The organism is Pseudoalteromonas sp. PAST1 (assembly GCF_021532515.1).
GTDB lineage: Bacteria > Pseudomonadota > Gammaproteobacteria > Enterobacterales > Alteromonadaceae > Pseudoalteromonas > Pseudoalteromonas simplex.
In genome coordinates this window covers 20,209-45,871 of record NZ_JAKGBH010000027.1, presented here as the reverse complement: position 1 = coordinate 45,871, position 25,663 = coordinate 20,209, and the positions used below count along the sequence as shown (strand labels likewise).

Here is a 25,663-nt window from a genome sequence, read left to right as displayed (position 1 = left end):
AAGAGAAATAAACGTGATTATTCCAGCACTCGATGTATTACAAAACCAAATTGTGCGCTTATACCAAGGTAAGTATGATACAGCACAGTTTTACCCTTACGAACTTGGCGCACGCTTACAAGAGTACGCAAACAGCGGCGCAGGCAAACTGCACCTTGTTGATTTAGAAGGCGCGCGCGATCCAAATAAAAAACAGTGGCAGCATATTCAAGCTGCGACTAAAGCGCTTAATGTGCCTTATCAAGTGGGCGGTGGTATTCGCTCTGAGCAAGATGTTGCTGACTGGCTTGAAGCTGGTGCTAACCAAGTCGTGATCGGCTCAATGGCCGTTGAAAAGCGCGAACAAGTAAAGGCGTGGATTGAAAAATTTGGCAGCTCTCACTTTGTTATCGCACTGGATGTTAATAAAACTGACAACGGCTGGGCGCCAGCAACACATGGTTGGTTAAGTGAATCTGAGTTTGGTTTGTTCGAACTTGTTGATTTTTACGTGGCACTGGGTGTGGTTGATTTTCTGTGTACTGACATCAGTAAAGACGGCACCATGACTGGTCCTTCGTTTGCACTTTATGAAGATTTAACCAACCACAACAGCGAGATTAAAGTTCAAGCATCAGGCGGTGTAAGCTCACTGGATGATATTGCAAAGCTGAAAAAACTGGGTGTTGGCGGTGTTATCTTAGGTAAATCATTGCTCGATGGTGCCTTTAATGTTGAGGAGGCGTTAGCATGTTATCAAAACGCATAATCCCTTGTTTAGATGTAAAAGACGGCCAAGTCGTTAAAGGTGTTAAATTTAAAGGCCATGAAGTGGTTGGTGATATTTTAACGCTTGCTAAGGCATACAGCGATGCCGGTGCGGATGAACTGGTGTTTTATGAAATCAGTGCCAGCGTCGAAAAACGCCTACTTGATGTCAATTGGGTTGAGAATATTGCACGCCACATTGATATTCCATTTTGTGTGGCAGGCGGCATTAAATCTGTTGCTGATGCAGCACGTGTTTTAGAACGTGGTGCAGATAAAATCAGTATTAATAGCCCTGCAATTGCTCGCCCAGAGCTTATCAAAGAATTACACGATGAGTTTGGTAAACAATGCGTAGTTGTGGGTATTGATAGTTTTTATGATGAAAACACTGGCGAGTATTTAGTCTACCAGCTGACTGGCGACCCAAATGCATCAAGCCGTACTCGCTACAAAACCGAAGAATGGGTTAAACGCGTGCAAGACCTAGGTGCTGGTGAAATCGTGCTCAATTGTATGAACCAAGACGGCGTGCGTAAAGGCTACGACAATGTTCAGCTATCAAAAATGCGTGCACTGTGCGATATTCCTCTGATTGCATCGGGCGGCGCAGGTACGATGCAAGACTTTGTTGATGTGTTTCAACAAAGTCAAGTTGATGGCGCACTCGCTGCCAGCGTATTTCACAAGAACGTCATTGATATTGGCGAACTAAAACAATTTTTAACTGATAATAATGTAGCGGCAAGACTATGCAATTAACCAAAGACACTTTTTCTCAAGTCGATTTTGCCAAAAGCGAATTGATCCCAGCTATTGTGCAAGACGCACGCACTGGGGTGATTTTAATGCAAGGCTTTATGAATCAAGATGCATTAGCTGCCACTTTCGACAAACAAAAAGTAACCTTTTACTCGCGTTCTAAAGAGCGTTTATGGACCAAAGGCGAAACATCAGAAAACTACCTTGAAGTCGTCTCTGTACACACCGACTGCGATTACGACTCACTATTAGTACTGGCAAACCCACTTGGGCCAACATGCCACCTTGGTACACAAAGCTGCTTCGGCGATGATGCTAAACCTAGCTTATCGTTTTTAGCTGAGCTTGAACAAGTGATTGTCTCACGTAAAGACGATGATCCAAGTAAAAGCTACACAGCGTCTTTGTTTGCAAAAGACTTAAGCCGTAGTTGCCAAAAAGTGGGTGAGGAAGGCGTTGAAGTTGCCCTTGCAGCCATGAAACATGATAACGATGAATTAACCAATGAATCGGCAGACTTACTGTATCATTTAACTGTGTTATTGCAGCGCCAAGGCCTATCGCTGGCTGATGTGGTGAGCTGTTTACAAGGTCGCCATAAGTAAATTAAGTTCAGTTAGATGCACCTTTTTAGGTGCATCTTTTTTAGTGTTTCTTAAATCCACTCTTATCTACCCTGTGCTTTAAAACATCACGGGTAAAGTCATGTTCACTAAAGCCTTTAAGTCCTGCAAGGTCACCTCCTCACATATAGTGTGATTTTAGAATCCATTGCAACAACAGTAAAAACGTGAATTGATGTCAACCTGAAATAAATGCAATAAATTCAACAATATATATAATTTCATTATTTGATTAGTAAGTCTAATTATGGTCTAATTCAATTGAAAAGGACAAAGAAGAAGGATTCTTATCATGAATAAAATTTCATTATCAATTGCTACCCTTTTAGCGATTGCATCAACATCAGCATTTTCACAAACAATTACTTTTACTGGCTCTGCGCATTGTAGTGAAGATACTGTGAAAAAATCTTCAGCTTTAAACGAGCTAATTGCTACAAATGGCGATTTATCAGCACTAAAAGAAGTCTCTTTAGAAAATGTTGGCGCAACCGCTAACGGATACTTTATTTTCAACCCAACATTTTCAAGAACTTCACGTTACTTCAATTGTGCAATTCCATTGAACGATAACATTGGTCAATACCAACTAACAGTTCACGGTACTACTCAAGGTTTAAATAACTCTTTTGGTGGTTGCTCAATTTCACAGATTAAAAAAGTAAATGATGGCAACAGTGAAGTATGGCTTAAATATGGGACTGGACAGGGTTTTGATTGGATTAGCATATCTGATCTAAATAACTCATCTAAACAAAGTGTTAATTTCACAACAAGTTTAGATAATAATTATCAAGACAATTCTATTCTTTCATTGACATGTAGAACAACTTGGCAGCAAGGAACTGTTTCAGTTGGTCAAATAGAAATAAATTATTAAACTAAAAAATTTGTCCTTTTTAGTAGGGCTTGATGATTCAAGCTCTACTTAATCGTGTATATCAGAATGTTAGTCTTATTAAATGTTCTATTTCGTACATAGAAAATACAGGTGCATTTATTAATCCCACTTATCGCATTACTTTGTAATTATTAGCCTTAACCTTAGAATTCATAAGTTCAGCCTATTATTTTTATAAAAAATTTTTAAACCCTTTAAACCTTTTTTATCAGCACCTGCGACTAAGCTAATAACACCACACATTTGAAAGGGAAGAACCATGTTAAGTACAGTAAAAACACTCTCACTCATTGCCGCAGGCTTATTATCAGCACAAACCTTTGCTTGGGGTGATATGTCACTACAAGCAACGAAAAACCTAACGCTAGATGCAGCCTCATTAAGCGCTTTAAAAGTAGAAGCCGGCTCTGGTTTTTTACATATAACCGGTAGTGACAGTGATGAAGTAACCGTTAAAGCCGAGATTTATCAAGAAAAGCCTCATGATGAATACTGCTTAAACCTTGAAGCCAAAGGCAATAACGCAGCACTTAGTGCAGGCCAGTGCGATTACCACACCAATAAGCAAACCCGCATTGATTTAACTGTTGCGATCCCTCGTTCATTTAATGTTGATGTACACGATGGCTCTGGCGAAATTATTATTAGCAAAGTCGCTGATACTGTGATCAACGATGGTTCAGGTTCAATTACCGCAAATGACATTACAGGCACATTAGAAATCAATGATGGTTCGGGTAGCATAGAGGCACGTAATATCAGCCGTGATATTAAAATTCATGACGGCTCAGGTAATATTGATGTTGCCAACGCACAGGGCAATATTGAAATACACGATGGTTCTGGTGGCATCGACTTAAATGATATTTCTGGTGATGTTGTCGTTTCAGATGGCTCAGGCAGCATTCGCGTTGATACTGCAGCAAACTTTGAGTTACTAAGTGATGGTTCTGGCTCAGTAAAAGTGACCAACATTGCTGGTAAAACTAAAATGTAAGCCTGCGCTTTTACCATATACGCAACTAAAATGCCCTCCTTTACGAGGGCATTTTGCTTTGTAATCACCAATCTTTATTAGCATTTTTACAAGGGCTTAGGTATCCTTTAGGAAACGTTTAAGGAACTGCTATTTAAAAGGATAGCCTGATATGAAAAAGCCACTCGCCGCCTTACTAACTGGCCTTGTTTTAACAGGTTGTACAGGACTAACAACTGAACAACAAACAGCCATTGATAACTTAACCCCTTGCGAGAAAATTAACGCCCTATTAGGTGCTTACGACAACCGCTTTGAAGGCTTAAAACGTAGCCGTGTAAATACTAAATACATGGAAACATGGACAGCGAAATACAACCTTATTGCCGATAACTGTCAAATCACGGCGCTTGATAAAGACAATGTTACCTATCGCTGTGTAGGCAACTACGAGCAACAGCAACAAGCTGTCGCTGATCACACCCGTGCGGTAAATTTTACCCAAGCTTGTTTAGCGGGTAATAATTGGCATCAAACACAAAAAGAGTCAGCTGAATCGTTACGCACCACGTTTGTGCTTGACGAAAACAACCCTGTTATCTCAATTCATTCGGGTAAAACCCTATCACGCAAACAGCCTTGGTCTACTACCCTTGAAATTGGTAAGCCAATTGAAGGCAAGTAATACACTTAGGAAGGCTAATAGAGATTAGCCTTCACATCACTATGACACATTCAAAAATACCAACCAGCCAATACAAAACAGATTGCATCGGTCAATGTCATCGCCTAAATGGTTATTGCACTGGCTGTGGTCGCAGTAATGATGAGATTTTTGATTGGATCATTTTATCCGAACAAGAAAAGCAAGCGATTTTAAACACTCCTCGCCCTGACATAAAAGCGAAATAGTTCTGACACCCAAGCGTCATTAAAGCTTGTTAGCCTGATTCAAACTGACCATCAGGTAACGATAATGACCGCTATTTTTGTAATCAACTTAGCAAGTTCTACTGAACGATTGAACCGTGTAAGCCATGAGCTAAATGCACAAAATTTGGCATTTGAACGCCTTGATGCAATTGATGGTAGAGAGCTGTCTGATATAGAGATAACCAAGCACTATAGTGCTGATTTAAACCTAAACAAATACCATAAGCCCTTGAGTAAAGGTGAAATTGGCTGTTACCTGAGTCACAGAAAAGCATGGCAAACCATTGTCGATAGGCAATTAGATTACGCCATTATTTTAGAAGATGACTTTGTTCTCGACCGCTCTATTCACAGTGCAATTGAAAACATTAGTACATTAAAACAGCCTTGGCAGCTAATAAAATTGGCCGCTTATAAAGACCGAAATCGGGAAATTGACTTTACAAAACCCCTTGCTGATGAGCAACACTTAGTCATTCATAAAAAGCTTATGTCTGGCTGCTGTGCAACTGCTGTTAGTTTTGAAGGTGCAAAAGCGCTGTTAAAAGCCACAGCCACATTTGGCCGCCCCGTTGACTGCGATTTACAGCATGTGTGGGAAACCGGTGTTTATGGATACTCTTTGCTGCCCTACCCAGTGTCACAACCCGATAATTCACAAAGCGATATTCGGGATAGATCAACCAAAGTTAAAAAGTCGTTTTGGCGACGTAAAAAACAGCAACTTCATAGTGCACTACTAAACACAAAGTACACAAAGCAGTTTGTAAAAGCGCAACAAACACCGAGCAAAAAGAAAGGAGCCGCAGCTCCTCTCTTACCAATCAAAAATCATTAACGATTTATTTAGCTTGGCTGTTATTTAGCTTGATTTGGGTGGTCAACACCCATCCATGCTTTAAACAATGCCATTTGAGCTGGTGTTGCATCTTTTAATGCTTTGACCTTTTTCTCTTTATCAAAATCTTCGCTAAGTGTTAGCGTTGTGCTTTGCAGTGCATCGCGTCGAATGAAATCAACAGTCACTGTGTCGCCTGCTTTGAACGTTTCGAGGCTGGCTGTTAAATCTTTACCCACATGCTTTTTGTTAAACGCGACGATTTTATCATCCGTTGTTAAGCCCGCTTGCCATGCAGCGCCACCACGGCGAACATGCGATAGGGTTAATAACTCACCGCTGTTTTTAGCAAACGAATCAATACTAGGTACTGATTTTGCGCCTTCAGGGCGAATTAAACCTAAGCCTACTTTTGCAAGTAACGAATCAAAGTCGATAGCAGCTGGCTCATCCACATTTGCTTGCCACCAAGCGCTGTAATCACGACCTGTAAGCTCTTTTAAAATTGCTTTAACATCATCTGGCGTAAAACCATCTGGTAAACGATGCTTGTTATAAAGCGCGCGGTGAACGTCGCGGTAACTGATTTTGCCATCGCTTTTTTCTAGCAAATCAATATCAAGCGCCATTGAAATCAATGCACCTTCTAAATAGATATTGGTGCTGTAGTTGCGAGCGTGGTCGCCGCCTTGGTTGATCCACTTATCAAAGCCTGTTTCAGTTGCGCTTTGTACTTCGCGACCCGGTGTTTGTAAGTGACGATTAACGGTTTTCGTTAACGTGCCGAAGAACTCATCAGTTGTTTCAATGCCAGCGCGCACCATTAAGTGATCTTCAAAGTAGCTGGTTGAGCCCTCTGCAATCCATAATGTTTTTGCGTAGTTAATGTTTGTGTAGTCATACGGCGCGATACCTTTAGGGCGGTATGCTTTTACGTTCCAAGTATGAATAAATTCGTGAGCTGCGGTGCTGATAAACGCAAGGTAATCTTTACGAGAACCAAAACGGTCACGTGGGCGCTGGATAATTGTTGAGTTTAAATGCTCTGTTGCACCGCCTGCACCTGACGTAGCATGTACCATAAATACATAACGCTCATACGGGTAGCTATCCCAAATTACATTACCGGTTGTCACTAGCTTTTTAAGGTCAGTTAGCATTTGATCTACGTCGTAGTTGCCTTCACCCCAAATAACGAGTTCATATTCACGGCCATCAACAGTGAACTTGTGTAGCTCATTGATACCCGTTTCGATTGGTGAATCAACTAAAATATCGTAATCAGCGGCCTTAAAGCTGTGTTTAGAACCCGCATTTTCCATACCCGATACTGAGCGCCATTCTTTTGGTACATTTAGCTCAACTTTAACTGGGTCTTGGCGGAATGATTCGCTGAACATGAAAAAGCCAGAAGCATCAATGAAGGCATGGCTATCATCAATATGACGAGCACGTTTACCTAGCTCGTTAGCGTAAACTTGGTAATCTACATTGACTTGAGTAGGTTCGTTTAAGTGAACACGCCAAGTGCTGTGGTCAATTTTTTCCCACTTTAAAGCCTTACCATCATCATCTTTTGCTTCGAAAAAGCGCACGCCATTGGCAAGATTTAAAATTTCGTAACGGCCAGTACGCCAAGCTGGAAGTTTTATATCTAAATGTGCTTGTGCAGTTTGCGGAAACTCAACACTAACATTACCTAAATGGTGCTCTGGCTGAGTGATAGACAGTGAGTAGTTTACATCTGCAAACGCACTGCTAGAACAGGCCGCCAAAATAGACATGGCCAAAAACTTTTTCATAACAACTCTTTTTATTACTATCAAAATTACCAAATAGACTAACAATTGCGATAAAAAATGTGAATTAAAAACCGATAAACAGCCATTGCAACAAGTTTGATAGACAAAATGGCTAAGTTTTTGACTTGGAACCTACATTTCGTACTATTTTGTTGTAAACTTAGCTTATAGACAGTTGATTAATAACGGCGGTATTACTCGGTGCAGCAACAGCATGATCTTCTTAATAAAAAGTTAAAACAAGCAATCGATGCCCGGACGGTTGTTGAGGATGCACGCAAACACCAAGTTGAGGTTCTTTCTCAGTTTGCTGCAAAGTTATCTCTAAGTTGTAAGGGCTTAGATATTGAGTTAGATAATCGCCTCGCTAAGTTTAGAAGTGCTCTGAAAAAAGGGGTTGACTTTAACCTTCTTTCACCTTTTATTGATGATGTTCTAGGGCTATTAAAACACCAAGAAGCAAAGCAAATTGCTTTACAACGCGAACTTAACAACAGTGTCACTGATGCAGGAAAGCAGCTACAAAAAGTAAAAGGTTTACCGGATGATGCCCGTCGTTCTTTACGCCATTTGCTTGATCATGAGTTAAATAACATCCAATCTAACCATGACTTTATCCCTTTATTATCTAAGCTGGTAATAATTTATCATCAAGCTTTACAGGCAAAGCTTTCGACAAAAAGTGAAACTGAATCACAAATTAAACCCGAGCTTGCAGCCGAACTACTTAACCTAGCAAATGATCTCGTTTTAGAGGATGAAAGCGCTGAACAAATCAAAGCAGTAAAGAATAACATTACACATAACGACTGTATTGATGATTTACTTGATTCTGCTCTAAAAATTATCACGATTATTACTCGTAATATGAGTAAAGAGCGTCAATCAGCACAGAGTTTTTTGATCTCTTTAAATCAAACAATTGAAGATTTACATCATTCAATTGTTTCAACCAGTAAACATTCTGAGTCACTTAGCGCTGAGTACGAGTCGCTAAATAAGCAAATAGAAGCAAAAATTAAAAACCTTAATACTCAGACGCAACAAGCAACGTCAATATCGTCCCTCAAAGAGCTAGTCGAAGAAGAGTTAAAATCATTAAGTGATGATTTAATTGCAAAAGAAAAATTAGAACAGAGTGAAAGAGAGCATTTATTAAATAGCTTTAACGACATTAATAAAAGAATAAGTCATTTAGAAAGCAAACTCTCAACTTACAAAAAACGGTTAAATGAACAACGCTATAAAAGCTTACTTGATGGTTTAACAAAGCTACCAAACAGAGCCGCTTTCGATGAACGTTTTAATCATGAATTTCATTTATTTAACATCCAAGAGTCTGATGTGACATTTGTGGTGCTTGATGTCGATCACTTTAAATCTATTAATGATAGGTATGGCCACAGTGCTGGCGATAAAACATTGCAAGTTATTGCTAAAGCACTACAAAAATCAATTCGTAAATCAGACTTTATTGCCCGTTACGGTGGTGAGGAATTTGTGTTATTAATGACAGGCATGTCTATTGAAAATGCAGTTAGCTCTCTTGAAAAACTGCGCAAAAATATTCAGGCAATACCGTTTAAATTTAAAGATAAGCAAGTAGAAATCACTATTTCTCTTGGTGCTACCCAACTTAAAAAAGGTGATACCCCGCTGATTGCTTTTGATCGTGCCGACGATGCTCTGTACAAAGCAAAAAATGAAGGACGAAATAAAGTTTGCATTAGCAAATAAAGCCCTTATCTCAATGGTGAGGTCTTTGACACACAATGATAAAGGCTCATAGATGAGCCAGGAGAGTGCTTATGTTAAAACAACTGAATCCTACAGGTGTACTGGATTTACTATCGCAACTAGAAGTTGATCTACTCGAACAGTCATCCACCAGCGAGCGCTATAAATTATTTAGGAACTGTGTGCTCGCGGTTCTCAATGTGGGCAGCCACACCGATTCAAGCTCTGAAATTTACAATAAATACGAAGACTTTGATATTCGCTTATTAAGCCGCGAGCGTGGTATTAAAATTGAACTTGAAAACCCACCCGAATCCGCTTTTGTTGATGGCGAAATTATCACTGGTATACATGAACATATCTTCTCGGTTATTCGCGATATTCTGTTTATTTGTCAAAAATACGAAAAAGACTTAACAGAGCAAAAAACCATTACTCATATGGTCTTCGACATGCTGCGAAATGCAGGCGCACTGAGAGTGAATAGTGATCCGAGCATGATAGTTTGCTGGGGCGGCCACTCAATTAACGAAGTTGAATACAAATATACTAAACAGGTTGGCTACGAACTCGGCCTTCGTGGCTTAAACATTTGTACTGGTTGTGGCCCAGGTGCAATGAAAGGCCCAATGAAAGGTGCCACCATCGGCCATGCTAAACAGCGTATTACAGATAATCGTTACTTAGGTTTAACCGAGCCAAGTATTATTGCCGCTGAGCCACCTAACCCGATTGTAAATGAATTGGTGATTTTACCCGATATCGAAAAGCGCTTAGAGGCATTTATTCGTACCGCACATGGCATTATCATTTTCCCAGGTGGTGCAGGCACTGCAGAAGAGTTGTTATACCTTTTAGGTATTTTGTTGCATCCTGATAACGAAAAACAATGTTTACCAGTGATCTTAACTGGACCTAAAGAAAGTGAAAACTACTTTATTGAGCTGTGTAAATTCGTTGAGAAAACACTCGGTAAAGCGGCGCTTGAGAAATTTGAAGTAATTATTGATGACCCTGAACGTGTGGGTAAAACACTCAAAGCGAAAATGGCTGATGTGCGTGAATACAGAAAGAGTCAAGGTGACGCTTACTACTTTAACTGGACGCTAAAAATCGACCATGATTTCCAACAGCCGTTTGCACCAACTCATGCTAATATGTCGGGCTTAGATTTACATTTAGATCAACCAACTCAGCAACTCGCAGCTAACTTACGCCGAGCATTCTCAGGCATTGTTGCAGGTAATGTTAAAGACGAAGGTCTACAAGCCATCAAACAACATGGCCGCTTTGTACTCAGTGGTGAGCCTTCGTTAATGGCTGATATGGATAAGCTGCTGGCAGCATTTGTAGATCAAGGTCGTATGAAGTTGCCTGGCAGTAAGTATATCCCTTGCTATGAGATCAAAGCTTAACAGGAGACTATGTGACAACCCAATTACTTTTAATAGATGCGCTAAATCTTATTAGGCGCATCTATGCTGTTGATAGTAATCAGAGTCATCACAGTGAAGAGCATATGATAAAAGCAAGCTGTGCCCGAGTGGCACATGCTTGCAAAAAGTTACGCCAGCAATGTAATGCAACTCACGCGATTGCCGTGTTTGATGGTGAAAGAAGCTGGCGTTATCACTACTTTGAGGCCTACAAAAGCACTCGTTCACCAATGCCTGACACCCTCAAGCAAAACTTATCACGCTTTAAACAAGCAATTGAAGACACTGGCATTGTGGTGTTTTCACCTGATAATGACGAAGCCGACGATATCATTGCCACCCTTGCTCACAAAGCAGCTACAAATAATGTAGCTTCGACTATCGTGTCTACTGATAAAGGCTTTTTACCGTTTTTATCTGAACAAATAGCTATCTATGACTACTTTAAAAAGCAATACATTGAAGTTGAAGATATAAAACAGCGCTTTAATGTACCCAGGCATCGACTTGCTGATTTTTGGGCTTTGGCAGGCGATAAAACCAATGATATTCCTGGTGTTAAAGGGATCGGTAATAAGTCGGCACAGCAATTAATTAATGATTATGAGTCGATAGAAGCGGCCATAAACGACGATGAGCTAAACCCTACTCTTAAACGCAAGCTAAGCTCAGAAATGGAGATGTTTGTGATATCAAAAAACCTCGTTATGCTGCGTACTGATATTAACTTAGGCTTTAGTTTAAAGCAGCTAAGGCTCAATTAGTCGCAATCTCGTAGCACAGTTGGCCAACTGAGCGTATACTGAAAATTCGCGTTAATTTTATAGAGTTACACATGTTTAAAAAGGTTTTCCAATATCTGGTACTTGGGTTAGGTGTTTATGCACTGATAGCAACCCTCGTGATCACTTTTTATAAAGATGATCCGCAAGCCATGATCTGGCAAGACCGTGAAGCCTTCAATAAGCGATACATTGCAAAGCTGTCTGTTGATAAACCTGAAAATCTAAATGCGGTGCTTGATTATTTAGGCAGCCCCGATCTAACCTATGCAAAACGCACCGAAGACAATGTTTGGCAAATAATTTTTTACCGCACTCAGCACGTTAAATCCGATGGAATAACGACAATAGACGAGTGCACGGGCCTACTTTTTAAGAATGGTCAGTTGGTGTTATGGGGGCCAAGTGCCTATGAAAGCTATCAACAAGAAACCTAAACGCTTATGATGGAAAATGTAACCCCTCGGGAGCTAGCGCGCTTATTTGATAGTACGCACCAATTACTTAAACTTTACCATCAAAAGCAAAAATGGTCTCAAATCTTCCCTTTATTAAGTAACCTTGCTGAGCGGTACTACCTATTATACCAAGCCTACCCAAAAGGGATGCAAGCGCAATTAAGCTTGTATGTAGCGAACCACGGCTACACCACAAATTTAGTTGTAAACCAATGTGTTGTAGCCTGTATTTTATGCCGTAGTCTTAATTACAACCAAGCTATTAGTGAGCAAATTATTAGTTGCTGCTTAGCTAATTACCTGTGCGTGCAATCGCAAAGTAATAAATTAGCAGCAAGTAAAGCACTCACCCCGCAAGATAAAAAACTATGGCAATGCCGTCATCAATTAGCAGCAAAGCTTCTAAAAGAGTCAGGCTCGCATACGCTACCTATTCAGCACTTATTAGCGCGTTTAAATAAGTATAAACAAGCACTACTCAGTGCACCAAAAATTATGATTTACGATGGTGCAACAACCTTAGTTGCTTTGGCTAATATTATTGCGATGAATACGACTTATCGCGAGTCAGGTGGACATATAAGCGTGTACAAAGCCTTAGCTGATATATATTTGCGTACACCGAACGAATTTGCACAAAATGCCATAAAAGCTCTGATTGCGCATATTGGCCCTTACATTCCGGCCAGTGAAGTAAAATATGCCGAACAAGTACTTATCTATTTAGCGACAGATGAACATGGTCGTCATATTTTAGTCGATGTGAGTCGTCCTGAAAAAATTCGTTGGCATCGCATCAAGGCAAGCTTAACGACTTGCGCTAAGCAAAGGCCTTGTAAAGATACTCGCTTGCTCTACACAGTATGGTTTAGTGAGAACATAAGTTTTGCTGAGCCACAACCAATAAATGAGCAACGTAGGCAACAATATTTAACGTTAATTAGTGCATTAAAAGTATCAAAAGAATATAGCTATCAAGGTTTAAATAAGCTTTTAAGCCCCTACCCTGAATTAATAACACAGCTCACTGTTGCCGCTAAACCCTATAATAAAGAGCAGCAAAGAGCTAAAGACTTGCGCCATTGTTTATCTATGGTCGGATACGATAACGCCCCTGCGATTATTCAAAAAGTATTGTTTCAACGCTTAGTCGCAACCACCTCTCACCCACTTTTTCAGCATATATCTAAGCGGCTTGAAAACATGGTACGTATTATCCAAGCGTTATTTAAACACACCGATTCAATTCAATTTGAGCAGGTTGCTTTGCCATTGTATGCCTATGTTCTTTATCTTTGTGAACATCAAGCAACCAGTATTTCCCGTAAAACGGTATTTGAGCAAGCTGAAAAACAAGTGATTAGCCCTCCTCTTGGCTGTTTGTTTGGGGTTAGTCAATTAAACCAAGAACCACTAACGGCGTATTTAAATCAACTGATTGGCGATAACAGTTGGACACAACATTTACTTGGTAGTGAGCAACATGATAAACAAACACTTGATATCAATGAAAAGCATTGGGTCGCGATTAAGCTATTTACTTATTATGTTTTTCAGCCAAAAGCACTTTTTAGTAGTTGGCAGGAACAAATTATTTTCGATAGTTTATCGGCCGCTGGATGGCAATCAAAAGCAGATTTTTATGCATATCTCAAAAACTGTGAATTTGCAGACAATTTTTAGATTGTGTTGTTAAAAAGTGCGAAAACGTTAAATAAATATGAACTTTAGTCTATTTATAGTCAGTATTCACAGGATAAACTGGCAAAAAGCTGAATAAATTGCTATAAAAGCCGCTTAAATTTTCAAACACATCCACGTAAACCCTCTAACAAGTAAATCGCATGCTATTTCGCGATAAGTTTACGTGTTTATCTACTCATAAATAGGAAAAGTAAATGGCTAAACAAACCATCACAGTGATCAAAGGCGACGGCATTGGTCCTAGCATTATTGATTCAGCACTTGAGATCCTTAAAGCTGCAGGTTGCGATTTTGATTATGAATTCGTTGATGCTGGCCTTGCTGCCCTAGAAAAAACTGGTGAGTTACTTCCGCAAGAAACAATCGACACAATCGCGCGTAACAAGATCACTTTAAAAGGTCCATTAACAACACCAGTTGGTGAAGGTTTCACTTCGATCAACGTAACTTTACGTAAAAAGTTTGGCCTTTACGCTAACGTTCGTCCTGTTAAGTCATTTGCAGGTACAAAAGCTCGTTACGATGACATCGACATCATCACTATTCGTGAAAACACGCAAGGTATGTACTCAGGTCTTGGCCAAGTTGTTTCTGAAGATGGTAACGAAGCTGAAGCAATGTCAAAAATCACCCGTGAAGGTGCAGAAAAAATCGTTACTTTTGCATACGAACTAGCGGTACGTGAAGGCCGTAAAAAAGTAACTGCTGTACACAAAGCTAACATCCTTAAATCTACATCTGGTTTATTCTTAAAAGTGGCACGTGAAGTAGCTGAGCGTTACCCACAAATCGAATCAACCGAAATGATTGTTGATGCAACTTGTATGAAACTAGTTATGACTCCTGATGAGTTTGATGTAATCGTTACTACAAACTTATTCGGTGACATCCTATCTGACCTATGTGCTGGTCTTGTTGGTGGTTTAGGTATGGCTCCTGGCGCAAACATCAGTGAAGATGCTGCTATCTTCGAAGCTGTACACGGTAGCGCACCAGACATCGCAGGTAAAAACCTTGCAAACCCAACGTCGGTGATCTTAGCATCTATCCAAATGTTAGAGCACTTAGGTATGGGCGACACTGCAGAGCGCATCCGCAGCGCAGTTGCTGATGTTATCAAGTCAGGCGACCGTACAACTCGCGACCTAGGCGGCAGCCACGGTACTACAGACTTCACTCAAGCTGTAATTGAGCGTCTATAATAGAACACTTGTTTGGGGCTAATAAACTTAGCCATTAACCACCTAGTAAAAGCCAGTCTACGACTGGCTTTTTTATTACCCCACTTAACCAGACACCCACTTTATCTAACAAGATTTAAACACATAAAACTAGACACCCACATTTATTCTTTCAATATACTAACCAGACATCCAATTTAATATTTCTCACTTCTCAAAATTATGACTAAACTTACACTGTTCAACTCATGGAGGAGAAGAGCATGGCAACCCCTCGTAGAAACTTAATTAGCGTTTCAAACACGCCTTATTATCACTGCATTTCACGCTGCGTTCGTCGCGCTTATTTATGCGGGCAAGACCCACTAACTGGTCGTTCATATGAACACAGACGCGATTGGGTTGAAAAGAAATTACTTCAACTTGGTCGTATATTTTGTATTGATGTTTGTGCTTACGCAGTTATGAGTAACCATACTCATCTAGTACTTCATATTGATATAGCAAAAGCAAAGCGTTTGAATAATAAAGCGATTCTGATTAGATGGCACAAGTTATTTAAAAGTACATTCCTTTGCCAACAATTCTTAAATGGCGAATTGCTAACAAAAGCAGAGCTTTCTGCGGTTAATACCAGAGTAAATTTATATCGAGAGAGGCTCAGTAGCATCAGTTGGTTTATGCGCGTTCTTAATGAGAGTATTGCACGACAAGCAAATCAAGAAGATGACTGTAAAGGTCGCTTTTGGGAAGGTCGGTTCAAGTCACAAGCATTACTTGATGAAGCAGCTCTTGCAGCTTGTCTTGCGTATGTTGACCTAAACCCTGTAAGAGCGAAAGCGGCTGATTTACCTGAGCAATCTGACTACACCAGTATAAAAACACGCATTGAGTCAGCTCAAAACAATAAGCAACCAAAATCACTTATGCGCTTTGCAGGTAAACCACATAAGCATATGCCTAAAGGTCTGCCGTATGAGCTCAAAACATACCTGCAACTCGTTGATTGGACTGGCCGCTCAATACGAGAAGATAAGCCAGGGAGAATCCCCGAAGATGCGTTACCAATTCTTGAACGATTAAATATTTGTATTGATAACTGGCTTACACTCACCACCTCTTTTTCACGCTCATTTAAGAATACGGCGGGTAAAGAACAAGCTATCACAGCTTATACAAATCATATGAAACGAAAACGAAGAAGTTCTATAGCTAATAGCTTAGCCTTATTTACTTAGTTACGCATTCTACACTAGAAATCAACCTTACAAACCCAATCCTTTTAATTCTAGGAGCATAACGACTTTTGCGACTAGCGCTGGCCAGTATGTAAAACTAAAAATTAACTCAGCACATAAGGCTGAAATTTAATAAATAACAATGAAAAATGACTATTCTTTCTAGCAATTCAGCTTGTTCTCAATAATTCAAATCTTTCTTAAGCTACATCTTTTTAAAAATAAGCTGGGTGTCTCATTAAACAGATTAAAAATAAGTTGGGTGTCTATTTAAAAATATCCAAACCTTATGGTAGTGAGGTGTTAAAGTGGGTGTCTAATTATAAAAAAGAAACCGATTCTGATAGTAGCTAAGTTATGCAAGGCAGTAACGTAAATGTATTATCTATTGGTTTGATTAGCCATTTTCCACACGAACAATTCAATGCATAGTTACACCCAAAAGCGATGACAAATAAACATGCAGATGCAACAAAAATATCAAAAAATCAAAATATAGAAAAATTAATGCAAAAAGCTACTTTTGCGGTTGACATCAGTTTCCAAAACGCTTAAAAATACTCTTAACATTTTTTAAACAGCGGTCATCTAGTCTGCTGTGCATTTTTAGAAGAAATTTAAAAAATAATGAATATTCGCCGTCACCTTTTAGTCGTCAACGTTCTCGTACTGGTCTTAGTTACAAGCCCAGCGGGAGGCTATTAAAAGGTGAAAGCACGCTTTTTAAAAAACCCCCGCCATATGCGGGGGTTTTTTTATGCATTTATGCTTGCACATACAGAGGAATGAGGATGAGTACAACTGAATATAATGGATCCGAACTAGTTGTTCGGGCACTTAAAGAGTTGAATGTTAAGTATATTTTTGGCTACCCAGGTGGGTCTGTTCTTGATTTATATGACGCGTTATTTCAACAAGAAGATATTGAACATATCTTAGTACGTCACGAACAAGCCGCAACTCATATGGCTGATGGTTATGCCCGTGCTACCGGTGAAGTCGGTGTGGTGCTAGCAACTTCAGGCCCTGGCGCTACAAACTGTGTCACAGGTATCGCGACAGCATACATGGATTCTATTCCGATGGTGGTGTTATCTGGCCAAGTTCCTACTGGGTTAATTGGTGATGATGCATTCCAAGAAACTGATATTGTTGGTTGTTCTCGCCCTATCGTAAAGCACAGCTATAACTGTCGAAGCGCAAAAGATATTCCAACAATCTTAGCTAAAGCATTCTACTTAGCCAGCACAGGCCGCCCTGGTCCGGTTGTGGTTGAATTACCTAAAGATATGCTTAACCCTGAGTTAAAGTTCCCATTCGAATTTCCAAAAACAACTGAGCTTCGAACTTATAACCCGAACACTAAAGGCCACTCAAAACAAATTCGTAAAGCAGTTAGCGCTATTTTAGAAGCTAAAAAGCTGGTTATTTACTCTGGTGGCGGCATTATTCTATCAAATACCTCTGAGCAACTGACTCACTTGGTTGAATCATTAAACGCGCCTATCACTAACACCTTAATGGGTCTAGGTGGTATCAGCGGTACTCACCCTAACTTTATTGGCATGTTAGGTATGCATGGTAGCCTTGAGGCAAATAAAGCCATGGCAAATGCTGATGTTATTTTAGCTTTAGGTGCTCGATTCGATGATCGGGTAACGAATAACGTTAAAAAGTTCTGCCCTAATGCCACGATTGTTCATGTTGATGTTGACCCAACCTCGATTTCTAAAACCATTAAAGCGCACATCCCGGTTGTTGGCTGCTTAGAAACAGTACTAGAACAATTACAAACCGCGATTGATAAAAGCCCTATTTCTATTGATCGTTCTGCACAAGAAGATTGGTGGCGTCAAATCATTAGCTGGCGTGAACAAAAATGCCTAAGCTACAGCACGGACGGCGATAAAATCAAACCACAAGCCGTAATCGAGGCAATTTACAAAGCAACCAATGGGGATGCTTACATTAGCTCTGATGTAGGTCAGCATCAAATGTTTGCAGCTCAGTATTATCCGTTTAAACACCCTCGCCAATGGATCAACTCTGGTGGCTTAGGCACCATGGGCTTTGGTTTACCTGCAGCAATGGGCGTTAAGCTTGCCTTCCCTGATAAAGAGTCTATTTGTGTGACGGGTGATGGTTCAATCCAAATGAACATTCAGGAGCTATCAACTTGCTTACAATACAATTTGGCTGTGAAAGTTGTGTCGTTGAATAACCGCTCACTGGGCATGGTGCGTCAATGGCAAGATATGATGTATTCTGGTCGTCACTCATCATCTTACATGGAATCACTTCCTGATTTCGTAAAATTAGTTGAAAGCTATGGCCATGTAGGTATTCGTGTTGATCATATTGATGAACTACAGCCTGCTATTGAAAAAGCCATGTCTATAAATGACAGACTGGTATTTTTAGACATCTGTGTAGATGAAAAAGAACATGTTTACCCTATGCAAATCAAGCTAGGGGCAGTCGATGATATGTGGTTACGTAAAGGAGTAAAAGCATAATGCGCCGTATTTTATCAATCTTATTAGAAAACGAACCAGGCTCGTTATCGCGCATTGTAGGCTTATTTTCACAGCGCGCTTACAACATCGATAGCCTGACTGTGGGCACGACTGACGATCATTCTCTTTCGCGTATTACCATTACAACCATGGGTGATGATCGCATCGTTGAGCAAATCACCAAACAAGTGAATAAGTTAGTAGATGTTCTAAAGATTATTGACTTAACCGAAATGGCGCATATCGAGCGTGAGCTATTATTGGTGAAAGTTTTTGCCCAAGATGAAACCACTCGAGCAGCAGTAACGCGTGTTGCTGATGTGTTCCAAGGTGCTATTTTAGATATGGGTCGCCACAGTTACACACTGCAACTTGTAGCGAGCACAGAAAAGGTTGAATCTTTCCTTGATACCCTGCGTCACGAATCAGACATTATTGAAGTTGTACGTTCAGGTGCGGTTGGTATTGGTCGTGGTGATAAAGCGTTAAAGGCATAAGCCTTTTTCGCTAGCGCGACAAAACGCAAGATACAAAAAAAGGGCTATAAGCCCTTTTTTCAATAATTAGTAAGTTACCCTATTAAGGATTAACTTGGTCTTTAAGACCTTTACCCGCTTTAAAGCTTGGGATAGTTGCTGCTGCGATTTGGATTTCTGCACCAGTTTGTGGGTTACGGCCAGTACGCGCTGCGCGCTCTTTTACTGAGAAAGTACCGAAACCAACTAATGCTACTGAGTTACCTTCTTTAAGAGAGCTAGTAACTGCGCCAGTGAATGCATCTAGTGCACGAGTTGCTGCAGCTTTTGAGATTTCTGCATCAGTAGCAATTTTTTCAACTAATTGAGCTTTATTCATTGTTAGATTCCTATTCGTTATTATTTTGCCTTCGCAAAACCTATCTTTATGCATTTTTGAGAAGTTAGCAACAGCAAATTGCTATTTTTACGTAATTTATTCAAAAATGACTACTATTTAACTATCAATCACAAGGTTAGTGACATCAGTATTAATAAAGACTTAATTTAACTTCCATCACAAAATTTTATGATAGCCAAACCATCATTCAATTTTCTCGATAACCAAGGTAACTTCCCCGACCTCAAAGCCAAACTTATCAATAGCGGTACGGTTTATCAAGCGTGATTCTGTTACCAAGTACATCCAATCATCGAAATTTACCACTAAAGTACTACCATCATATGGAAGCTCGACAGAATATGTCCAATGGAACACGCTTCCATTGCTCTCACCCTTTGCTTCGCCAATCACATCTAATGCTGTCCCTGTGGTACTGCCATCATCATTAATGGTAATGTACCAAACACGGGTTTGCGTTTCGCCATCATCATAAACAAATTGCTCGTCAATCACTCCCTGATTGCCGTTCCAAGATGCTTGCATGTCAACTACCAGCTTACGTGTTAACTCGCCCTTGTGGTCTTGCACAACGCCGTAGGCTTTGAGCTCTCCACTAAAAAACTGCTTAAAGTCAAACTTAGGCTCTGTTCCTTGATAATAATCAACATCAGGCGCAGAGCAGCTGGTAATTAACAGTACCATAGCAAAAATAAAGAGTGCTTTGAGCTTAATCATGTTTCCCTCCAATAAGCTGTTTACGAAGTGATGGTTCAGACGTGTCGGCGCTTAACCAAATTGCTAAGAAGTTATCAGCGAATTTATTATCATCGATCTGACCTAGCTCTTTATCATTAAAGTAAAAAGTACCGACTCCTTGCTCGTTTGTTAGAAACGACAAAGAATCGTTTTTTTTGATATCAGGCCAAAGGGCTAATAATTGTTTATCGTAAGCACCTACCATGTCATTGAGCTTTAAATGTTGCCATTGCTCGTTGGTTGCTTTGACGATGTCTTTCGCATCGAAATCCCGCAAATAAGTCAGTGTAAGTTTGCTGGGGTGTTGGCCAAACTGATACGAACCCGATGGGGTCTCTAATTTAGCGTTATAAACATCCCAAAACAGATACTCCATTTTCGCTTGGCCCACCGTTTTAAAGCCATTTGCATATACGCCCGCAGAGAACAATAACGCAGCAAATAAACTAAAATTAAGTGACTGTTTCATCGAATAATCCTTAAAGTTGTGTTGTAAAACACTACGAAAAACCACCTAAAACTGATCATTTAGCCGCTAAAAATCGCTTATTAAAAGCGATAATAGCCATAAACATACTTGCCCAACCCAAACCATAAACGAGCCAAAACTGCCAAAGAACGAGCTCAGTATTAAGCACTTCAAAGCGCATTCCAGCATAGTAACTAGCAGGAGCAAATAGCGCGCAAACACCCCAAGCAATATACCAAGGCAGCTTTTGTAGAAAATGCATCGAAGTATTAATGGTTAAAAGTAGTGCAGCCCAAAGTACAGCAAGCCATAGAGGAAAAGGGCTTACTTTAAAAGCAAGTAAATTTAAGCTGCTGGCAAGCCATTCATAGCCCAGTGCGAGAGGCAAACCACATAAGAGTAGCCAACTATCTTGCTGGCGTTGCTTTGATAGATAAATCATCAAAGCGACAACAGCTAAAGCGGGTATCAGAGAATTATGTTCAAGGAGTAAGGCCATAAACCAGACTCCTTGAAACAAAACAAAGTTAATAATCGAGCGCGATATCATCGCCAGAATGACCAAAACGAGGTTTACGGGCAACTAAGTGCACTGTACTTATAGCACGGGTTCTAAACGCACCTTCACAGTAAGCTAAATAAAATAACCATAAGCGATAGAATCGCTGGTCAAATTTCACTTTGTTTATTTCAGGCCAGCTAGCCACAAAACGCTCACGCCAATCAGCCAAAGTTCTTGCATAGTGAACACCAATATCTTTTACACTGTGCACAACCATGTCTGTTTGCTGCTTTATTTGCTTGTTCATTTCGTCTAAACAAGGTAAACAGCCACCTGGGAAGATGTACTGCTGAATAAAATCGGAATTTTTGAGGTAATGACTGTAACGCTGATCAGCTATGGTGATTGCTTGAATAAGCATTGCACCACTGTCTTTTAATAAAGACTGACATTTGGCAAAAAAGCCTGGCAAATACTCATGCCCAACAGCTTCAATCATTTCAATTGATACAAGCTTATCGTACTTGCCCTCTAGGAGGCGGTAATCCTGCTTTAATAAAGTAATTTTATGCTCAAGGTTAAGCTCTTTAACCTTTTGTTCAACATAGGCATGTTGCTCATCAGAAATGGTGGTCGTTGTTACATGGCAATCAAAATGTGTTGCTGCATAAATCGCAAATGCGCCCCACCCTGTGCCAATCTCAATCACCGAATCACCGGGTTGTAAATCAACCTGCTCACAAATCAATGCGAGTTTGTGCGCTTGGGCTTGCTCAAGGCTAGCTTGTTTTGACGGGTAAACAGCACATGAATACAACATTTCGTCACTTAAAAATGCACTGTATAAATCGTTGCCTAAATCATAGTGCGCCGCGATGTTCTTTTTTGAACCGCTTGCTGAGTTTTTATTTTTAATGTGATTAACTCGGTGCGCAATGCCACTTAAGAAGGCGAATTTTTTCTCGAATGCATCTAGCTGATCTTGATTAAGGGCAAATATTTCAATAAGTTTAGTGAGGTTGTCACAATCCCAATAGCCGAGAATATAAGCCTCTCCGGCACCCACACTACCAGATAACGCAAATGACTTATACATAGCAGCATCATTTACCGTGACCGTTGCGTGTAAATCACTTGTAATGTCACCGAATTGCTCTGTTTGGTTACCCTCTTTAAGAGTAATGCAACCGATGTTGATACTGTTGAATGCACCTATTACCAGTTTTTTATAAAGCTTTGTCATCCAGCCGGTCGTTTGGGCTTGTGTTAAATTTGATACTTTTTCCATCACATCACCTAGTTGAATTCTCTTATTTGCCCGAGTGGCCAATAAATGGCACACGTTTGCAAAACAACTTCAAAGCATGAAGGTAAATACCTTTAAAAATACTTAACGTCATAGCCGGAAACTGTTTAAGCACGGCACTAACCTGCTCTTTCGTGAGAGGCTGCTTTTGCAAACGCAGGGTTGCATCAAACAAAAGAGTGTCGTCTTTTTTATTTTCAATATGAATCATGGTGTTATCAGAATTCATTCTAATATGCCAATGATAGTTCATATCTAAGTTCATGAAAGGTGATACGGAGAAAACCTTTTTAAAGTTCACTTTTTTTTCAAGGGGTACGACATAATAATGACGCTCATTCCAAGGCGTATTGCTGACTTCAGCAAGCATGTGAGTGAACTCGCCATGACTAGTTTGGAAGAAGAAAAAGTTAACCGGGCTAAAATAAATTCCTAAACAGCGCACCTGTCCGAGCATAAAAACATGGGTAAATTCATCGTCAATGCCAAGCTCTTTAATTTTGTTAAGTGCACGCTGCTTGAGTGGCAACTGCATATCGGTTTGATAATTAAAATAGTCGCTCTGATTAAATTTAAGCGCCTTGAAACCACTTAAGCCAAGCCAAGGATGAACTCCATTAAGCTCATCAGGCTTAGCTAAATCGACCCACATCATATAAAGCGGGTATTTAAAGTGATGCTCTTTTACGGCAAAGCGCCTATGGCGAACATCACCTACATATATGGCGCTATTCAAACTCGACTCCGAGTTGCTTTGCCACATTTACAGCGCTTCTTACACCATCTTCGTGGAAGCCGTTGTACCAGTACGCTCCGCAAAAATAGCTGTTATTTTTACCGTCAATAAGAGACTTTTGCTGCTGAGCGGCAATCGACTGCTTATTAAATACCGGGTGATGATAGGTAAACTCGCGTAAAATTTTATCTTTATCAATGCCATCAAGGTGGTTAAGCGTGACACAAAATTGCGTGTTGCTCTTAATGCCTTGCAAAATATTCATCTGATAAGTCACAACAGCAGCTTTGTCTGTGTTGTTATTTAACAGATAATTCCAACTCGCCCATGCTGCTTTGCGTTTTGGTAGCAGTGTAGTATCAGTGTGTAGTACCACTGAATTAGCCGTATAAGGTATCGCTGAGAGAACACTTTTTTCGTCTTCGCTTGGGTCTAATAACAGCTTTAAAGCTTGATCTGAGTGGCAAGCAAACACAACTTTATCGAATGATTCACTGTGGCCATCATCAAAATGAACATGCACATTGTCATCTTTTCGAGATACCGAGCTGATATTACTATTTAAACGAATTTTATCAGCAAAACCTTGGATCATAGGTTTAATGTATTCGCGAGAGCCACCCGGAATAACATACCACTGCGGACGATTAGTGATGTCCAACAAACCATGGTTATAAAAGAACTTAACAAAAAACTCTACGCCAACTTGCGCCATCTCTTTAATGCTTGTTGACCAAATAGCAGCGCCCATCGGCAAGATATAATGAAAACGGAAAAACTCGTTAAAGTCATGCTCGTCTAAAAACTCGCCTAGAGTTTGATTTTCTTTGTAATTTTTTTCAGCATGCAATGATTTACACACATCATTAAAACGCACAATGTCTTTTAAAAGTTTCCAAAATTTAGGACGAAAGATATTGCGCTTTTGTGCGAACAAGCTCCAAAAAGTGTGGCCGTTGTATTCAAAGCCCGTTTGCTCATTATGCACACTAAAGCTCATTTGGGTCTTCTGACGGTCAACGCCCAAGCGCTTTAGTAGCTTTTCAAAATATGGGTAAGTTCGGTCGTTAAAGACAATAAAGCCTGTATCAACAGCGTACTCAACGCCATCAACTTTTACGTCTATGGTTGCAGTATGGCCACCTATGTAGTCGTTTTTTTCAAATACGGTTACATCGTAGTGTTTATGCAATAGGTGTGCACAGCTTAAACCCGCAATGCCAGATCCAATAACAGCCACTTTTTTCAACGTGATAATCCTTTTGCAAGCTTCAGCCAAAGTGGCGTAGGAAGCATTCTTAAAAATTTTAAAATGAAGGTAAAACGGTGCGGAAAGTGCACTTCTTTGCGCCTTTTCGCGACCCCTTTATAAATATAATTTGCCGCTTTTTCTGCACTCACCGCCATAGGCATAGGAAAGTCGTTTTTATCAGTCAGCGGCGTTTTAACAAAACCAGGGTGAACTAAAGTGACATCGATATCTTTTAAATCAACCGCTAAGCTATTAGCTAAATAACTTACACCGGCTTTAGACGCACCATATGCTTGGCTGCGCGGTAAGGGTAAATAAGTCACACTAGAGCTTACGAGCACCAGCTGACCACCGGGCTTTATTTTTGGTAATAGCGCCTCAAGACAATAGCCCATACTGAGCAGATTGGTCGTGACTACCCGTTCAAACAAGCTACTGTCAAAATTGCGAGCATCATCAATGTACTCACAATTGCCAGCATTTAAAATAACCCGGTCAAATTGCGTATAAGCCACTGTGCTCGAACGAATATCTTGAAGGTCTGTTGCATCAAACTGGCAAGACTCAATATTTTGATGTTGGCTCAATTTAGCAAGCTTTTCTGAATTTCTACCGCATGCAATGACCTGTTCATTATTGTCTGCATAAAGCGTTGCTAATGACTCGCCAATACCTGAAGTTGCACCTGTAATTAATGTCGTCATTATGCACTCGCTCTTTTATCGATGTATTTCACAGCCGAGCCAAGCACGGGAATATGCCTGTAAAGCATAGCGCCTACGTCAAAATAGTCGCGATGATTAATTATTTTATCGCCAGCAAACTTTAAACGACTATGGCCTGCAACCGAGATTGCTTGGCCTTTGTTAAGCTTTGGATGTCGATATTGCATAGTCCAATAGATAAACGCGATGTCGTCTTTGCCCTCGGTATTTTCAGTAACATAGCTGTCTTCAATAACAAATTTGCAAGAAAGTACATTGGCGTAAAGGTTTTTGAAGTATTCACGCAGTTCCCCAAGACCATTTACCGCATGCAAGGGATCTGCGAAATGAATATCTGTATGATAGATTTCATTCAGTAACTGTAAATTGTCTTTATTGAGTGTTTGATAAACATCAATAAACCTATCAAGGATCGCCTTTTCCAT

At 40.1% G+C, this 25,663-nt stretch carries 27 protein-coding genes; 17 read left to right on the top strand and 10 right to left on the bottom strand.

The features are described 5' to 3' along the window. Positions 1-13: 13 nt before the first annotated feature. The 8 genes from L1272_RS14135 (at position 14) to L1272_RS14100 (ending at position 5,780) form a co-directional block, all read left to right on the top strand. The gene (locus L1272_RS14135) at positions 14-748 is read left to right on the top strand and encodes a 1-(5-phosphoribosyl)-5-[(5-phosphoribosylamino)methylideneamino] imidazole-4-carboxamide isomerase (protein ID WP_063707479.1); all 735 of its coding nucleotides are present in this window, start codon (positions 14-16) and stop codon (positions 746-748) included. Continuing rightward, the gene (hisF, locus tag L1272_RS14130) at positions 730-1,509 is read left to right on the top strand and encodes an imidazole glycerol phosphate synthase subunit HisF (RefSeq protein ID WP_054552014.1); all 780 of its coding nucleotides are present in this window, start codon (positions 730-732) and stop codon (positions 1,507-1,509) included. Before L1272_RS14135 ends, hisF begins: the two co-directional genes overlap by 19 nt. Then, positions 1,500-2,114, top strand: coding sequence for a bifunctional phosphoribosyl-AMP cyclohydrolase/phosphoribosyl-ATP diphosphatase HisIE (hisIE, locus tag L1272_RS14125; protein WP_235373715.1), 615 nt, complete (start codon positions 1,500-1,502; stop codon positions 2,112-2,114). Before hisF ends, hisIE begins: the two co-directional genes overlap by 10 nt. Before the next feature lie 310 nt (positions 2,115-2,424). Beyond that, entirely contained in the window at positions 2,425-3,012 is a 588-nt protein-coding gene (locus tag L1272_RS14120) for a hypothetical protein (protein ID WP_138600742.1), read from the top strand. Positions 3,013-3,292: 280 nt separating this feature from the next. Beyond that, the gene (locus L1272_RS14115; RefSeq protein ID WP_235373714.1) at positions 3,293-4,030 is read left to right on the top strand and encodes a hypothetical protein; all 738 of its coding nucleotides are present in this window, start codon (positions 3,293-3,295) and stop codon (positions 4,028-4,030) included. Positions 4,031-4,181: 151 nt separating this feature from the next. Then, on the top strand, positions 4,182-4,694 hold the full coding sequence (locus L1272_RS14110; RefSeq protein ID WP_055021702.1) for a hypothetical protein: 513 nt from the start codon (positions 4,182-4,184) through the stop codon (positions 4,692-4,694). Between the two features lie 41 nt (positions 4,695-4,735). Next, positions 4,736-4,921, top strand: a complete 186-nt coding sequence (locus L1272_RS14105) for a DUF1289 domain-containing protein (RefSeq protein WP_054552009.1) — start codon at positions 4,736-4,738, stop codon at positions 4,919-4,921. 64 nt (positions 4,922-4,985) lie between these two features. Then, entirely contained in the window at positions 4,986-5,780 is a 795-nt protein-coding gene (locus L1272_RS14100; RefSeq protein WP_235373713.1) for a glycosyltransferase family 25 protein, read from the top strand. 20 nt (positions 5,781-5,800) lie between these two features. Here the strand turns inward: L1272_RS14100 and L1272_RS14095 are convergent, their stop codons facing one another. Further along, complete coding sequence (locus tag L1272_RS14095) at positions 5,801-7,582, bottom strand: M61 family metallopeptidase (protein WP_235373712.1); 1,782 nt, start codon at positions 7,580-7,582, stop codon at positions 5,801-5,803. A gap of 201 nt (positions 7,583-7,783) precedes the next feature. Here L1272_RS14095 and L1272_RS14090 point away from each other — a divergent pair, with 201 nt between their 5' ends. The 9 genes from L1272_RS14090 to ilvN all read left to right on the top strand — a co-directional run bounded on the left by L1272_RS14090 (position 7,784) and on the right by ilvN (position 19,131). After that, a complete protein-coding gene (locus L1272_RS14090) occupies positions 7,784-9,319 on the top strand; it encodes a GGDEF domain-containing protein (RefSeq protein ID WP_138600731.1) in 1,536 nt (511 codons plus the stop codon). A 71-nt stretch (positions 9,320-9,390) separates the two neighbouring features. Then, complete coding sequence (ppnN, locus tag L1272_RS14085) at positions 9,391-10,734, top strand: nucleotide 5'-monophosphate nucleosidase PpnN (RefSeq protein ID WP_138600729.1); 1,344 nt, start codon at positions 9,391-9,393, stop codon at positions 10,732-10,734. 11 nt (positions 10,735-10,745) lie between these two features. Next, complete coding sequence (xni, locus tag L1272_RS14080) at positions 10,746-11,519, top strand: flap endonuclease Xni (RefSeq protein ID WP_138600727.1); 774 nt, start codon at positions 10,746-10,748, stop codon at positions 11,517-11,519. A 71-nt stretch (positions 11,520-11,590) separates the two neighbouring features. Beyond that, positions 11,591-11,974: a DUF3192 domain-containing protein gene (locus tag L1272_RS14075; RefSeq protein WP_054552003.1), complete on the top strand. Its 384-nt coding sequence runs from the start codon at positions 11,591-11,593 to the stop codon at positions 11,972-11,974. A 6-nt stretch (positions 11,975-11,980) separates the two neighbouring features. Then, complete coding sequence (locus L1272_RS14070; protein WP_187490061.1) at positions 11,981-13,678, top strand: hypothetical protein; 1,698 nt, start codon at positions 11,981-11,983, stop codon at positions 13,676-13,678. 215 nt (positions 13,679-13,893) lie between these two features. Then, entirely contained in the window at positions 13,894-14,901 is a 1,008-nt protein-coding gene (locus L1272_RS14065) for an isocitrate dehydrogenase (RefSeq protein ID WP_054552001.1), read from the top strand. A 242-nt stretch (positions 14,902-15,143) separates the two neighbouring features. Further along, positions 15,144-16,118 carry a transposase gene (locus L1272_RS14060; protein ID WP_235373711.1) on the top strand — a complete coding sequence of 325 codons (975 nt, stop codon included), beginning with the start codon at positions 15,144-15,146 and terminating at the stop codon, positions 16,116-16,118. 791 nt (positions 16,119-16,909) lie between these two features. Continuing rightward, positions 16,910-18,634, top strand: coding sequence for an acetolactate synthase 3 large subunit (locus L1272_RS14055; RefSeq protein WP_235373710.1), 1,725 nt, complete (start codon positions 16,910-16,912; stop codon positions 18,632-18,634). Next, a complete protein-coding gene (ilvN, locus tag L1272_RS14050) occupies positions 18,634-19,131 on the top strand; it encodes an acetolactate synthase small subunit (RefSeq protein WP_063707505.1) in 498 nt (165 codons plus the stop codon). The genes L1272_RS14055 and ilvN overlap by 1 nt, the downstream gene beginning before the upstream one ends. 82 nt (positions 19,132-19,213) lie before the next feature. Here the strand turns inward: ilvN and L1272_RS14045 are convergent, their stop codons facing one another. The 9 genes from L1272_RS14045 to L1272_RS14005 all read right to left on the bottom strand — a co-directional run bounded on the left by L1272_RS14045 (position 19,214) and on the right by L1272_RS14005 (position 25,663). Further along, positions 19,214-19,489, bottom strand: coding sequence for an HU family DNA-binding protein (locus L1272_RS14045; RefSeq protein WP_004586404.1), 276 nt, complete (start codon positions 19,487-19,489; stop codon positions 19,214-19,216). Positions 19,490-19,693: 204 nt separating this feature from the next. Next, entirely contained in the window at positions 19,694-20,227 is a 534-nt protein-coding gene (locus L1272_RS14040) for a DUF3833 domain-containing protein (RefSeq protein ID WP_235373709.1), read from the bottom strand. Next, on the bottom strand, positions 20,220-20,717 hold the full coding sequence (locus tag L1272_RS14035) for a chalcone isomerase family protein (RefSeq protein WP_235373708.1): 498 nt from the start codon (positions 20,715-20,717) through the stop codon (positions 20,220-20,222). The genes L1272_RS14040 and L1272_RS14035 overlap by 8 nt, the downstream gene beginning before the upstream one ends. A 55-nt stretch (positions 20,718-20,772) precedes the next feature. After that, positions 20,773-21,267, bottom strand: a complete 495-nt coding sequence (locus L1272_RS14030; protein ID WP_235373707.1) for a DUF2878 family protein — start codon at positions 21,265-21,267, stop codon at positions 20,773-20,775. Beyond that, positions 21,245-22,507 (bottom strand): SAM-dependent methyltransferase, encoded by a 1,263-nt coding sequence (locus L1272_RS14025; protein ID WP_235373706.1) that lies wholly within the window; start codon positions 22,505-22,507, stop codon positions 21,245-21,247. Before L1272_RS14025 ends, L1272_RS14030 begins: the two co-directional genes overlap by 23 nt. Positions 22,508-22,529: 22 nt before the next feature. Then, a complete protein-coding gene (locus tag L1272_RS14020; RefSeq protein ID WP_138616594.1) occupies positions 22,530-23,261 on the bottom strand; it encodes a DUF1365 domain-containing protein in 732 nt (243 codons plus the stop codon). Beyond that, positions 23,254-24,510 carry an NAD(P)/FAD-dependent oxidoreductase gene (locus L1272_RS14015; RefSeq protein ID WP_235373705.1) on the bottom strand — a complete coding sequence of 419 codons (1,257 nt, stop codon included), beginning with the start codon at positions 24,508-24,510 and terminating at the stop codon, positions 23,254-23,256. Before L1272_RS14015 ends, L1272_RS14020 begins: the two co-directional genes overlap by 8 nt. Next, positions 24,507-25,217: an SDR family NAD(P)-dependent oxidoreductase gene (locus tag L1272_RS14010; protein WP_054551991.1), complete on the bottom strand. Its 711-nt coding sequence runs from the start codon at positions 25,215-25,217 to the stop codon at positions 24,507-24,509. Before L1272_RS14010 ends, L1272_RS14015 begins: the two co-directional genes overlap by 4 nt. Then, positions 25,217-25,663 (bottom strand): nuclear transport factor 2 family protein, encoded by a 447-nt coding sequence (locus L1272_RS14005; protein WP_235373704.1) that lies wholly within the window; start codon positions 25,661-25,663, stop codon positions 25,217-25,219. The genes L1272_RS14010 and L1272_RS14005 overlap by 1 nt, the downstream gene beginning before the upstream one ends.

What these genes read in the sequence shown, in the direction of transcription:
- L1272_RS14110 (WP_055021702.1), top strand. Translation starts at nt 4,182, where the DNA reads ATGAAAAAGCCACTCGCCGCCTTACTAACTGGCCTTGTTTTAACAGGT.
- L1272_RS14095 (WP_235373712.1), bottom strand. Translation starts at nt 7,582, where the DNA reads ATGAAAAAGTTTTTGGCCATGTCTATTTTGGCGGCCTGTTCTAGCAGT.
- L1272_RS14100 (WP_235373713.1), top strand. Translation starts at nt 4,986, where the DNA reads ATGACCGCTATTTTTGTAATCAACTTAGCAAGTTCTACTGAACGATTG.
- L1272_RS14040 (WP_235373709.1), bottom strand. Translation starts at nt 20,227, where the DNA reads ATGATTAAGCTCAAAGCACTCTTTATTTTTGCTATGGTACTGTTAATT.
- L1272_RS14070 (WP_187490061.1), top strand. Translation starts at nt 11,981, where the DNA reads ATGATGGAAAATGTAACCCCTCGGGAGCTAGCGCGCTTATTTGATAGT.
- L1272_RS14055 (WP_235373710.1), top strand. Translation starts at nt 16,910, where the DNA reads ATGAGTACAACTGAATATAATGGATCCGAACTAGTTGTTCGGGCACTT.
- L1272_RS14120 (WP_138600742.1), top strand. Translation starts at nt 2,425, where the DNA reads ATGAATAAAATTTCATTATCAATTGCTACCCTTTTAGCGATTGCATCA.
- L1272_RS14115 (WP_235373714.1), top strand. Translation starts at nt 3,293, where the DNA reads ATGTTAAGTACAGTAAAAACACTCTCACTCATTGCCGCAGGCTTATTA.
- L1272_RS14005 (WP_235373704.1), bottom strand. Translation starts at nt 25,663, where the DNA reads ATGGAAAAGGCGATCCTTGATAGGTTTATTGATGTTTATCAAACACTC.
- ilvN (WP_063707505.1), top strand. Translation starts at nt 18,634, where the DNA reads ATGCGCCGTATTTTATCAATCTTATTAGAAAACGAACCAGGCTCGTTA.
- hisIE (WP_235373715.1), top strand. Translation starts at nt 1,500, where the DNA reads ATGCAATTAACCAAAGACACTTTTTCTCAAGTCGATTTTGCCAAAAGC.
- L1272_RS14075 (WP_054552003.1), top strand. Translation starts at nt 11,591, where the DNA reads ATGTTTAAAAAGGTTTTCCAATATCTGGTACTTGGGTTAGGTGTTTAT.
- L1272_RS14030 (WP_235373707.1), bottom strand. Translation starts at nt 21,267, where the DNA reads ATGATATCGCGCTCGATTATTAACTTTGTTTTGTTTCAAGGAGTCTGG.
- L1272_RS14105 (WP_054552009.1), top strand. Translation starts at nt 4,736, where the DNA reads ATGACACATTCAAAAATACCAACCAGCCAATACAAAACAGATTGCATC.
- L1272_RS14060 (WP_235373711.1), top strand. Translation starts at nt 15,144, where the DNA reads ATGGCAACCCCTCGTAGAAACTTAATTAGCGTTTCAAACACGCCTTAT.
- L1272_RS14035 (WP_235373708.1), bottom strand. Translation starts at nt 20,717, where the DNA reads ATGAAACAGTCACTTAATTTTAGTTTATTTGCTGCGTTATTGTTCTCT.
- hisF (WP_054552014.1), top strand. Translation starts at nt 730, where the DNA reads ATGTTATCAAAACGCATAATCCCTTGTTTAGATGTAAAAGACGGCCAA.
- L1272_RS14010 (WP_054551991.1), bottom strand. Translation starts at nt 25,217, where the DNA reads ATGACGACATTAATTACAGGTGCAACTTCAGGTATTGGCGAGTCATTA.
- L1272_RS14045 (WP_004586404.1), bottom strand. Translation starts at nt 19,489, where the DNA reads ATGAATAAAGCTCAATTAGTTGAAAAAATTGCTACTGATGCAGAAATC.
- L1272_RS14025 (WP_235373706.1), bottom strand. Translation starts at nt 22,507, where the DNA reads ATGGAAAAAGTATCAAATTTAACACAAGCCCAAACGACCGGCTGGATG.
- L1272_RS14065 (WP_054552001.1), top strand. Translation starts at nt 13,894, where the DNA reads ATGGCTAAACAAACCATCACAGTGATCAAAGGCGACGGCATTGGTCCT.
- ppnN (WP_138600729.1), top strand. Translation starts at nt 9,391, where the DNA reads ATGTTAAAACAACTGAATCCTACAGGTGTACTGGATTTACTATCGCAA.